Origin of the sequence: Desulfovibrio litoralis DSM 11393, assembly GCF_900143255.1 — a bacterium.
Lineage (GTDB): Bacteria > Desulfobacterota > Desulfovibrionia > Desulfovibrionales > Desulfovibrionaceae > Frigididesulfovibrio_A > Frigididesulfovibrio_A litoralis.
In genome coordinates, this window is sequence record NZ_FRDI01000007.1 from 1 (window position 1) to 12,486 (window position 12,486).

Genomic DNA, 12,486 nt, shown 5'->3' on the forward strand with positions numbered 1-12,486 from the left:
TTGTATGAAATTAATCAGCCCCGAGTCAGTTTGGAATATTCTTAACAATTACTTATAGTTGATTAGCTGTTTTTCATATGCCTTACAAGCTCTTGAAGGTGTTGAGCCTGTGTTGCCAAGCTAGCGATAGAATCAGCGGCTTCGTTCATGGTATGTGAGGTTTGAGACGCTATTTCGCTGACATGAGTAATAGAGCGATTAATTTCTTCGCTACTTGAAGATTGCTCTTCGCTTGCCGTCGCAATAGAACTCACCTGTAGGGCGGTAGAATCTGCCATGCCAAGAATATCTTGCAATACCGAACCTGAGGAATCGGCAAGAGAGGTGGTTGTTTCTATAGTTTGAACAGTTAAATCAACCTGTTTCATATTTTTCACCGCTGACTCTTGAATACTCTTTATAGCATTGCCAACATCAGAGGTAGAAGACATTGTTTTTTCGGCAAGTTTACGCACTTCGTCGGCAACAACCGCAAATCCTCGTCCGGCTTCTCCCGCTCTTGCGGCTTCGATAGCTGCATTTAACGCAAGCAGGTTAGTTTGGTCGGCAATATCGGAAATTACGCCCATAATCTGGTTAATCGATTGTGCGTGGTTTGATAAAACATTCATATCTTCTTTTAACGATACTGATTGTTTTTGAACATTACGAATGCTCTCAACAACTTTTTGAACAATATGAACGCCCTCTTCGGCTTTTTCTCGTGTATTGCTTGAAACTTGAGACGTAGCGGAAGCGTTTTTGGCAACTTCCATTACAGTACTGTTCATTTCTTCCATCGCAGTTGCCGCCTCACTTACTCGAGCAGATTGATCTTCCGCTCCGTGTTGAGACGTAGCTATTTGGGTTGAAAGGCGATCAACCGCAGAAGAAATAACGGATATAGACTCTTCAAGCTGCATAGCTGCGGAGCGCATTCCGTCGCTCTTGGCTTTTTCTGCCAGTTCTTTTGCTTTTTCTGCCTCAGCCGTAGCTTGTTTTGCCAGTTCTGTTTGCTGTGCGGCATCGTTGGTTTTTTGATTAGCAAGAGCAATATTTTCTCTTAACGAGTTTAACATGGCTTTTATACTTGAGTAAGTTTCTGTTATTTCACCTTTATTGACAAACTCTTGTTGTATTTTATCAAGATTAAGATTTATGTCTCCGCCTGCAACTTGTCTTGCAGCAAAAGCAAGCGAACCAAGAGGTCTAGAAACATAAAAACGCAATAATAAAAACATTGCAACACTTAATACAAATAATACAAAGATCATGGCTAAAACGCTAGATTTAACTGCCGGTGCTATTTTTTCCGCAAAATAATTTTTATCAATCGAGAAAAAAGTACGCCAACCTGTTTTTTTATTTAAAAGAATGGTAACAACCTTATCAACATTTTCCCATGTATAGCTAAGACTGCCCTCGTTCATTTGCATTGCTTTTTTTCCCCAATCAAAATCGTTAATATTGACTTTTCCAATATTTTCGGCGACCGGGTGAGCTAAAAAAATTCCATTTTGTGAAGCAATGAAAGGATAGCCTTCTTGACCAACATGCACATTTTTAATCATTTCATCAGAAAAAACATGAGCGGGAACAGCAGCGAAAATAGCCCCCGCCGTACGCCCATTAACTTCAACGGGAACAGCAATACAAAATACGGTATTGCCACTGGCACTTGAAGTAAACACTTCGGAAACACTAACAGTTCCCCTTAAGGCAGTTTGAATATAACCACGACTAGCGAGGCTTTGCCCAAGTATTTTTTTATCGGTGCTAGAAATAACAACGCCTTTATCATCTACAACGACTACTGTTTCCGCATATACAAAATCAGTAACAAATCTTTCAATCAATCTTTGAAGGTCAGGTAAGCTATTTGCATTGCCATTTAATACGGCGGTAATAAAAGAAAAGTGTGATAAATTATCTAAATCTCTTTGTACTGCTGTTACAAAAGTATCAATATTGCGAGACAATAATTCATTTAATGCCTCTAATTCTTCCATTACTATTGTTTCTATTGCGTTTTTAGACACGCTATAAGACCAATAGAAGCCGATACCGGTAACAAAGGTTATCACAATTAAAACAGGTATTAAAACTTTTCCAAGCAAACCTAATTTCATCACTGCACCCTACAAAAAAAGTAAAAGGTCTAAGAAAGCACTGCCACAAAAGATAATATATTAAAGAAATATATATTATCTTAACTATAATATAATACATGACAAAAGGCAAGAGGCCTGTATAAAATCATACTGAGACTATTGCACAATAGTCTCTTATACTTTAATTCAAACTATTTTTTAAGCACAGATTAAATAAGACCCAACAAACGAGCCACTATTTCTTCGTTTAAAGTGTGGGCAGATTTCATTTCTTCGGCATTAAAACCAAGAGCTACGTTGTCTTCGGTTTTGGTTTCTATGGATAATTTTTCATCTGCCTTAGAATTCTCGATGTTTTTGGGGTGATTAACCAAAGTAGCTTGAATAGAATTAACCGTGTTATTTTGAATTTCCATGATTGTACTCCTTAAAAATTGTTGAAAAAAATTCCCGTTTTCTTTTTCACTGCAATAAACATGCACAAAGGAGTACAAAAACTCTCATTTTACAGGAAAATTAAATTCCCCTTTTGTTTCTAGGGTTTACCCCCGAAGCCCCACAGAATAAAGACCTTTAAAAAACATCGAAACAATCAGTTATACGATCAATCTTGTTTTTTATCAGGGTTTATCTCAGAATCATTAAGTTCTATTTTTTCGTTATTCAAATCGGTCTCTATAGTTTCATCGTGCTGAAGCGTTTCCGGTTTATTCATTTTTCTCAGTAAAGAAAACGCCATATAGCTCATTCCGGCAACTATCAGACACAACACAGCCCATAAAGCATAGGTATACCAGATTGGTGATTCCTCTTTTTTCATAGGATTCGCTTGTGGTTCTTTAATAGGATTAAACATTTTCCCAAGAGAAACAGAAGGAAAGTTATTAGGGTCAAGATTTTTTACCAAACTGCCTATATTCGGTTCAATCTCTAGCTTTTTATTCCCAGCTGTCAGAATATAGGGAGCAGAACCTTGTGCTAAAAAGTATATTTTTTGAGGTAAATATTCTATTTCAACTTCAGTATTATCAGGCAACACTTCACTCGGTAAATTTGGCACGAGCTTCCAGTATCGGGCAGACCCCTGCAAGTTTGAAGGATCATAAAAAGTTCCTTTATAACGCGTATAATAAGATGGATTTTTTAAAATTACTCCATTGTTTTTAATAGCGTAAAAATTAGTACGCATTACATAAACCCAAGGTTCATCAAGGCTACTGCGTCTATAAACTTTTACCCCTTTAAAAAATCCATAATCAGGGAAATTAACATTAAAAGAACTATTGGGGAAAACACCACCAAGGTCAAAAACTAAAGCGTTACCTTCTTCTCTCTCAGCATTTTCTTCTAAAGGTCCCACAAAAAAAGTCGGAGAAACAGCCACTTTATGTAGCTCGGGTTCTTTGGAATAAACCGCCGAAACCGTCGCAAGCACCTCGTCTAACGGGAAGGCTTTTCCCTGAAAAGTAATGCGTAAATATCTGGAATTTAACCAAGAGTCTAATTCGAGTTCGTTTAATTCCAAAAGGTCATCACCCTGCGACAACCTTGCCAAAACAACATTTCTTTTTAACGTTGTCCAATTTTGTAAGTCAGAGCTAGATTCAATGCTGATTTCGCCGGTATAATCACCCTTCCAAAAAAACTTTAGTTTTTTCAACGCCACTTTATCAGCCGGCAGAACCAAAATATAACCGCCAAGTTCTTGTTGCGTTTCCGGTTCACCAAGGTTAACACGTGGCACTAATTGTCCATCACTTTTTAATTCATACAACAACCGCAAATCCGTTGATTGACGAGTATCATAGCTGTTATATACCGGAAAAAGCTTAAGTTTATATTCTCTTAAAGAAGTTTCATCAGTTACTTTCGGTTCAAAAACACCAAAAGGCACAACTTGTCCCTGTGCGTTAAAAACTGCCAAATCAGCGAGGTCTTCTCGTTCAACGGCTGATAAAACTTGTTTATCAAGGTCAAAGGAAAGAATTGTTCCGGCTTCAATTGGTTTATCGGAAATAATTTCAAAATTAGCATTAAACTCGTTAGGGGTAAGAATAGGTTGCGTTTGAACCGCTTGTGTTTTCTTTGAACTTTTACGCTGAACATATTGTCTTTCTTGAGAAAACGCAGTTTCAGACAATAAAAGCCCGGTAAAAAAGCAAGCCACAAAAAGAGAAAAAAATACCAATCTTGATTTTATCATCTATCTTTCCTATTATTTCCCATAAGTTAATTAAGGTCTTGTTTTGTATCAGAATCTTGTTCGTGGTTTTGTCCGGAGTTTTGTTCTTGGTTTAGGTTAGTTATATTTTCCGCATTATCCGGTTCGCTTGGCTTATCTTCTTTACTTAGCGTTTTTTTAGGCGGTAAAGGAGCAAAATAGGTAGCCGAAATAAAAATAACCCCAACTAAAATAAAGGACACAATCGCCCAAATTCCGTCTGTTTTGGTGCGGTCAACCAATAAAAGTTTAACGGCGTCTAAAGCGAGTAAGGCGGCACTCATCTTCCAAACCCAACGTATCTTAAGGCGATTGCCCAAAATCATTCCAAAGAGTCCGCTCATTCCCCAAAATACAGAGAGTAAAGACTGATACTCTATGCTTGAAAAGATTCTATACCAAGCAACCTCGCCACCTGAAAAATAATACAATGACCTTGCCAAGGTCGCATGGATAAAGAGAAAAAGTCCAAGACCCAAAAATGAATAGTGTATAAAATATTTCTTGCCCAATAAGGCAAACCCGGAAGCCCTTGCGACTAAAGGGCTTTCTTTTCTTTCCGCATCAGTGGTGTTTGTATAGATATCAACAAAGGCAGATAGCCAAAACGCTATTCCAAATACAAGCAATAAAATAGAAAGTTCAAACGGGTTAATAAGCGGGAAGTAAAATTCAGCCAAATCAAAACCTTGCGAAAACGCTCTGTAATATAAGAGGATAATCGCCCTTAACAATATAAAAGCGGACGCAATCAACCAATATTTGGGTTTTAAATAAAAACCAAAAGTTTTAAACTGTTCTTTTTTATGCATTAAACCTAATAAAATCAGACAGCAAAAAACAGGCAAGATTATAGTTAAGGTTATGAGATGATAACCCGCCAACAATTCCGTGTTTATACTGATATAATAAATTAACGCTTGGTAAATAGACGGAACTGCTACAAAAAACATGATCAAACGCAACTGAGACAAACGTTGTTCCAAAACGGAAAAGTTATTTGTCTCTTCGTTGTTGTTTTGCACAAGAGATTTGCTAAAAGTCCGATGTAAACTCGCATAAAGATATTCAAAAAGAAGAATGCCGAAGAACATTACAATGAAGACAAAAAACGGGGTAAATTCGGCTATATCTTTCTCGCCCCAATAATTTGCATAAAAAGAAAAGTGTACAAGATTTGCCAAGGCTAAAACGCTTGCAAAAAGATAAGGAAGAAGCTGTAAATATAAACCGCGTCTCCAGATTTTTTTATAAACAATCCAAGTCGCCAAGCCGGCTAAAAGTCCCAATACTGAAAAAACAATGCTGACTATAATAAGGTCATTACCCCAACAACCCAAGTGGTTTGTATGTTGCCAATATATGCCTTCAAAATAACCGCTTAACAAGAAACAAGCACTTAAACAAATAAAATAAAAACCCGAGAGTTTTGTTTCAAAAAAGCGTAAATTCGCTTGATTTTTATCAAGGGCATAAGAACTTGCAAACAGAACAGCGAAAAACACCAATAAACATAGATAATTAATATTTAAAAAGGCGATATTCGGAATTGATTCATAGCCGAGATATTTTCCAAAGACCATGAGACAACTCGCAACCAAAGCCAGATGAGCAAAAACTCGTAAAGACAAACGCTCTTGCTTTATTCCGGTTAAGAGCAAGGCAAAACCTTCAAGCCCAAGGATACAAGCTGTCCAAAGGATACGGCTTAAATCGGCTAGATCAAGTTTAATAACCGTTACAAGCGGAGCTAAGTTTAAAAAGAGCAATCCGAAAATTAAAAAAGTTTCACAATGAGCCTTTTCATTCGCCCCTCTTTGGCTCCAAAGCCTCAAGGCAATAAACACATAAACGATCCCCATCAAAAGGGTTTGTACGGCTAAAGCGGGTAAACCAAGAATAAGGTTAGTTTCTCCTTCCAATCTCATAGAAGGGTCAACAAAAGCTAAAAACAAAAAGCTCAGTAGCGGAGTTCCAAACAAAATAAGCGAGTTTGGCTGAATAATTTTGTCATAACCTGATTTTTTACCTCTAATAACCGTTAATAAACTAAAGAATAAAAAGTAAAAAAGGATAAAAGGTAAGACGGAATAATACATTTCGGGCTGATAATTATCTTTGCCCCAAAGAAAAGCAATTGCCGAAGAAAATAAAAAAGCGTTTAAATGTAGATGGTTCCAGTTTTTAAAATAAGTAATCGCAAATACGGAACAGTTAAGTAAAATATAAAACGAAAATAACGCTACATAATTTCCCGACCCGCTGGAAGTCAGAATAGGGGCTAAAAATCCACCAACCAAAGCGATATGGGCAAGAGCGGGAGCGTTTTGCAAAATTGACAACAACACACAAAAAACAGCAAACAAGACTAATAAAATTAAGCCCATAATAGACGGAATAAATTCATAAAGCCTTACTGCCGCAATAACGGTAATATATAAAATACCAATACTGCCACCTTGTAAAATTAACGCAAAATCACGTCTTTTATTGCGTAAACGCCAACCTAAAGTAAGTAAGCCAAGCCCAAAAACAGCCGAAGTCAACAAGCGTAATTCAGGCGTATATAAACCGAGTTCAATTGTATACTTAGCGAGAAAACCAAAACCGATAAACAACATTAAAACACCCAAAACAACCCAGTGGTTACCACTATCAATAAGTTGTTTTACCAAATCAAGCCCCTTGTCAAAGATTGTTGGCTGTGGTGGTCTTCTTTGATATATATTCGTTTGAGCTGAAACCGATTCTGTGAAATGTTGAGTTTTATTCTCTTCCGGAAGCTCTTCACTCGCTACAGCTTCCACGTTTTCAGGCATAACAAACGTTTCGGCTTGAGTAGCGTTCTCTGTTTCAATAGTCGGTGAGTTTGTAGTTAATTCATCTTTAGAAACGATTAAATCAGAGTTTAAAGCGTATTCGCCTGCGACTAAAGTTTTATCTTGGATATTGTCGCTTAAAATATCATCAGTAGTTTCTAGGTTTGAACTATGACTAAATTCATCAAAAGACTTTGCCGCAACTTGAAATATTTCTTCCTGTGCAACAGGTTCAGACTCAAGAACTGTGTTCGGTAAATTTGCCCCAACTGTAAAATCTTGAGTTTGTGCTTTTGGTTCTTCGCTTTGAAACGCATAAGTCTCTTGAGCTTTTTGAGCCGCTTCAAATTGTTGTTTTGCTCTTTGTTCAGCATCAGGAGCAACAAAGCCTTCTTTTTTAAAAACAGAAGGGTTATCAATCAGTTGTTGCAATTTAAGATTTAAGTCTTCAACTTCTTTTGTCAGTTTTTCCTGTCTTGACCACAAGGCATCAGACTTGAACAGCAACTTTTCAATAAGTTCTTTGGTCGTTCCTTGACGCAAAAAAGTCAGGAGCGGAAACAACCAAAAAAGGAAAAGAAAAAGTAAGCCTAATCCAATCAACTCATCCACATTTCACCTCTGGGCAATCAGGTATAAAACCCTACATTGTTATATATGAAGCAACAAATTGCTGAAGCACAATCAAAAACAAGACAAAACACAAAACCAAAACACCGGCGACTTTTGCAAATTCACCAATGCTTAACTTTAAACCCTTATGTATTGCCACAAACTGATAAAACATACTCACAATAAAAACAGGTAAAATCAATATAGTAAAAGGTAAAACCGATAAAATTAAAATAGTATTCGGATAACACACAATAGCAAAACATTGAGAAAAACTTGGGCGTTTTCCTACAATAAAACGTGTGGTTAAACTTAACAACAAGGCAAAAAGCAACAAAATTCCAAATAACATTCCGCTCACGACAAAAGCCGCCACAACAGATCCAATAATATGCGTTGAAGTATCCGCTTCTTTTAAAGAGGTACTTTCTATTAAACGATTAAATATTTCGGGGTGATAAATAACCGTTAAAATCATATCAAAAAATTTCCAAAAACAGGCAAAGGCAAAAGCAGGCAATAAAGACTGTATCGGTTGCATTCCCTCAAAAAAACGATAAGGGCTTAAGATTATTCGCTTACAGGTTTCAAAAAATGCACCGGCATAGCCAAGTTCGCCGGGGTGTTCCCAAGGAATTTTGGAATAATCTATATTGTTTAACCCAAGCTTTTGTTGCCAATTGCTCATTTTGCTTTCTTTTTTAAGATTTATCGAGTTTGGTTTATGAGCATTAAGCCAAGCGTCTTCGTCCGTTTTGTTTTGTTTGCGTTTTTGGGCTTCAAGTTCGTGTTCTGCCTCAAGTTCGTCCCAGATACTCTTGGCTTTATTTTGTTTTTCTTCATTCTCTCGTTTGTTTTGAGCACGTTGATTATCATCAAATAGCTGTTGAGCATTTTTATCATAATCATTATTTTCTGCCGACTCGTCAAAGTCTCTGTTTAAAGGCGAGTTTTCATGATTAACATTCTGTTCAGACAGGTCGGAATTATTTATAACTTCATCGGCCTGATTAAGCTCTCTAAAGCGAAAACGGTTCTGACACTGGGGACAATTGGCGATAACAGCAGTGGGAGATAATTTATTCAAATCAATTTCAGCGGAAAAACCGCATTTAGGACAAGTAATATGCATAATTATTATTTATTGGAGGCTAAGGTTAAAAATCATTTTTATTAAATAAAACACTCAAAAATTAACCCAAAGGAATTTTTTACAAAATAACTAAAAAGGTTTTTAAACGCAAATGTTATTGGCAAATAATTTATCTTTGCAAGAGTTTAACAAAAATTACGGTTTCTTTTTTAAGTTGTCTATTTTTTGTTGAATAAATTCAGGTTTCTCATGTTTTGCCTCAAGAGCACTTTTATATCCCTTTAAGGCTTCTTTTTTATCGCCCATCGCTTCGGCAATCATTCCATAATGTTCCCAAATAACCGACTCAACCGCATCTTTTCCCGATAACTCAACAGCTCGTTTAATTAAATTCCAAGCTTTTTTATAGTCTTTTTTCTTAAATTTGACCCAAGCAAAAGAGTCAATTATATGAGGGTTATCGGGTGCTTGAGCATAGGCTCTTTCAAGTAGCTGGGCGGCCCTGTCCAAGTCTTTACCTTGTTCAGTCAGGGTATAGCCGACATAGTTTAAAGCACCTGCAAAAAATGGAAATTCTTTAACCAGTTCTTCCATTACTGCCAACGATTCATCAGAACGCCCCATTTCTTCCAAAACCGCTCCGTAAGAATAACGCAATTCCACATCTTTTGGAAAATCTTTAAGAGCTTTATTTAAAAGATCAAGAGCTTTTTGATATTCCTTATCGCTGATATACATATCAGTTTTGATTTTTAAAAAATATAAATTATTCGGCGTTTCTTTAATGGAGTTATCCAAAAATGCGATTGCTTCTTGTTTTTTGCCTTGATTAAGCAGAATATAAACAATCAAGTTGACGCTACCCTGATAAAACCTACTGTTTTGAGGAATAAGTTTTAAATATTTTAAGGCTGTATCGGCATCTTTTTTAGATTCATAGACAAGAGCCCCGAGTAAATAGTTTGCGTCTATTTTACGCACGGGAATTTCAAGAGCTTGTTTTGAATTTTCTTTGTTTTGCTGATTGCTTTGTTCAAAATTCAGCTTTACAGACATCTCGTCATTTTGTTCTTTTGAATCATACTTTCCGCTTAAAATGTTTTTCAACAAAAGCTCTGCCTGTTCATATTGTTTATTGGCATACATAACACTGGCAACATCTAATAAAAACTCAACATTTTGCACAGAACCGTCTAAAACGCTATTAACGCCTTTAAAGTCATTCGCCTGTAGTAAGTCATAAATTAACGCCCCGTGATACTTATCGTTATCCGGATCAAAATCAAAAACTTTTTTTCTCATCTCGGCGGCTTTATTCCAACGTTCTTGCTTTTCATATAAAGCTGCCAATGCCAAATAAGCTTGTTCAAAACTCGGAGCTTTTTCTACTGAACTTAAAAAAGATTTTTCCGCTTCATTAATTTTTGACTGGGCAAAAAGGGCTTGCCCAAGATAATAGTCTAACAAAGGACCACGTTGTGAAATTTTGCGGATATATTGTTCGGCTTCCGAATTAAACCCCGATAACAAATAAAGCCTTGCTATCTCTTGTTGCAATTCTTTTTCTGTTCTAATTTGTTCTTGTTTATCAGCCTTTTTATTTTTCAACTCAGCTTTATTTTTATTATTTTTTTGATAATTCAATAATATGGCCAAAGCATCTTGATAACGTTTTTCTTGAGTATAAATCTCTGCCAATAAATAATTTAAACGCTCGTCAAACGGAGCTTTTTTTAAACCGGAAAGGGCAATATCTTTAGCCTCGGCTACTTGTCCGTTTATCAACAACACAACAGCGACTTCTCCCAGTATATCAGGGGTTGGGTTAAGTTCAGATAAGGTTCTTGCCGCACTCAGGGCATCTTCCGTATTTTTTTCTGTTGTAGCACTAAACAACTTAAGTAATTGATATATTCTTTCTGAATCTTGCGACAACTTCCAATCAACCGGCGGACGTAAAGTAGCACTTGTTGAGTTTGTAGAGCTTATTGCACAAGAAGAACAAACAAAAACTGTACAGAGCAAAGTAAAGCAAAGATAACAGAAAACGGACACACGTCTCATTATAATAAAAATTCCCTTTAATAACGGAATATTAAGTTTAAAGTTCATATCAATCCTTATAAGTAACTAAAAAAAATTATTCAACTATCCAACTTTCAGAAAAATCTTGTATATCTTTTGTTAAAAACTCTTTAAGTTTTTGCAATAAACGCGTTTCGATTTGCCTTACTCTTTCACGAGTAATATTATAACGCTCTCCTATTTCTCTGAGCGTAACCGGGTCATCGGACAATAGCCTTTCGTTTAAAATACATACTTCTTTTTCGGATAAAAACGGTAAAATATCAGACAACTTATCTCGTATTATCAAAGATATTTCATGCGTTGCTATACTGTCTTCAACCCCAGGTCCAAGAGCGGGCAAAAAGTCTATGCGGCTGGCACCTTCTCCGTCTTGACTCACGGTTAAATCAAGAGAAGAATCTTGCGAATCCAAGCGTTGTTCCATATCAACAATCTCTTCTTTGCTTACGTTTAAGTGTTTCGCAAGCATTTCGCTATCAGGGTTAAAACCAAGAGCAATGAGCTTTTGTTTTTCTCTGTTGAGATTATAAAAAAGTTTTCGCTGGGCCTGGGTCGTACCGATTTTAACCATACGCCAGTTATCCATGATAAACTTTAAAATAAAAGCTTTAATCCAAAACGAGGCATAATATGAAAACTTTATACCTTTTTCAGGGTCAAATTTATTAACGGCACGAATAAGACCGACATTTCCTTCTTGAATTAAATCAAGGACATTTTGCATCCAACGCCTTTGAAATTCCATAGCAATTTTAACAACCAAACGTAGATGGGCGGAAATTAACCTAAACGCAGCCTCTTGATCATTGTTTAAAGCTCGTCTTGCGAGTTCTTGCTCCTCGTCCGGGTGAATCAAAGGAAACTTGCTAATTGCCTGAATATAGGCATTTAAAGCATCACGCATGATCGGGCTTGCCACAAGGCGAACAGCGGGCAAGACGGCTTCGTCTCCCTCCAAATCAGAAGGAAAGCTTAATAGATCAACGCTCGGGTCAAGGTCGCTTAACTCTAAACCGCTGTCTAACTCTACCTCATCATCGTTTTCTTCGCTCTCTTCCAAAAGTTCAGGCTCGATAATGCCAGATTTTTCTTGTTTTTCCGAAGTGTTAGGCAAAGATTTTGACAAGAGTGGAGCCTCAACCTGAGCTTTCTTTCTTTTTTTATCTTTGGCTTTATAAGCCTCATTTTCAGGCACATCGCTTTTATCAATATCAAGTAACGGCTCGACTTTAGCCTTGCTTGTTTTATTGTCTTGCTTTCTTTTCTCTGACCCAGGCTTTGTCAAAAGCGGTTTAACATTTTCTTTAGAAACTTTTTGAGAAGCTTTTGGTAAATCAGGCAAAATATCAACCGCTACAGTCGTTTTTTGGCTCTTTTTTGTTTTTTGGGCTTTTGGTATTTTATTTTCCGCTACAGCTGGAACAATCGACTGTTTTGTCATATCACGTCCTTACCCGTGCTTAAAAAATGCACTTAGTAATTTATACAAGCTTGAGTCATTAAGGATTAAAGCAAATTAGAAACAATAATATTCTCATTCCACAATATAAACAATATCTTGAA

General features: G+C 36.6%; 7 protein-coding genes. All 7 read right to left on the minus strand.

Going from position 1 to position 12,486, the window contains the following annotated elements:
• Positions 1–62: 62 nt before the first annotated feature.
• Complete coding sequence (locus BT999_RS07905; protein ID WP_072697251.1) at positions 63–2,108, minus strand: methyl-accepting chemotaxis protein; 2,046 nt, start codon at positions 2,106–2,108, stop codon at positions 63–65.
• 191 nt (positions 2,109–2,299) lie between these two features.
• Positions 2,300–2,506: a hypothetical protein gene (locus BT999_RS07910; protein ID WP_072697252.1), complete on the minus strand. Its 207-nt coding sequence runs from the start codon at positions 2,504–2,506 to the stop codon at positions 2,300–2,302.
• Between the two features lie 188 nt (positions 2,507–2,694).
• Entirely contained in the window at positions 2,695–4,293 is a 1,599-nt protein-coding gene (locus BT999_RS07915) for a DUF3999 family protein (protein WP_072697253.1), read from the minus strand.
• Between the two features lie 26 nt (positions 4,294–4,319).
• Positions 4,320–7,742, minus strand: coding sequence for a DUF2339 domain-containing protein (locus BT999_RS07920; protein WP_072697254.1), 3,423 nt, complete (start codon positions 7,740–7,742; stop codon positions 4,320–4,322).
• A 31-nt stretch (positions 7,743–7,773) separates the two neighbouring features.
• Positions 7,774–8,874 (minus strand): zinc-ribbon domain-containing protein, encoded by a 1,101-nt coding sequence (locus BT999_RS07925; RefSeq protein ID WP_072697255.1) that lies wholly within the window; start codon positions 8,872–8,874, stop codon positions 7,774–7,776.
• A gap of 156 nt (positions 8,875–9,030) precedes the next feature.
• Positions 9,031–10,947, minus strand: coding sequence for a tetratricopeptide repeat protein (locus BT999_RS07930; RefSeq protein ID WP_072697256.1), 1,917 nt, complete (start codon positions 10,945–10,947; stop codon positions 9,031–9,033).
• A gap of 28 nt (positions 10,948–10,975) precedes the next feature.
• A complete protein-coding gene (locus tag BT999_RS07935) occupies positions 10,976–12,364 on the minus strand; it encodes a sigma-70 family RNA polymerase sigma factor (RefSeq protein ID WP_084650652.1) in 1,389 nt (462 codons plus the stop codon).
• Positions 12,365–12,486 lie beyond the last annotated feature (122 nt).

What these genes read in the sequence shown, in the direction of transcription:
- BT999_RS07935 (WP_084650652.1), bottom strand. Translation starts at nt 12,364, where the DNA reads ATGACAAAACAGTCGATTGTTCCAGCTGTAGCGGAAAATAAAATACCA.
- BT999_RS07925 (WP_072697255.1), bottom strand. Translation starts at nt 8,874, where the DNA reads ATGCATATTACTTGTCCTAAATGCGGTTTTTCCGCTGAAATTGATTTG.
- BT999_RS07905 (WP_072697251.1), bottom strand. Translation starts at nt 2,108, where the DNA reads ATGAAATTAGGTTTGCTTGGAAAAGTTTTAATACCTGTTTTAATTGTG.
- BT999_RS07915 (WP_072697253.1), bottom strand. Translation starts at nt 4,293, where the DNA reads ATGATAAAATCAAGATTGGTATTTTTTTCTCTTTTTGTGGCTTGCTTT.
- BT999_RS07910 (WP_072697252.1), bottom strand. Translation starts at nt 2,506, where the DNA reads ATGGAAATTCAAAATAACACGGTTAATTCTATTCAAGCTACTTTGGTT.
- BT999_RS07930 (WP_072697256.1), bottom strand. Translation starts at nt 10,947, where the DNA reads ATGAACTTTAAACTTAATATTCCGTTATTAAAGGGAATTTTTATTATA.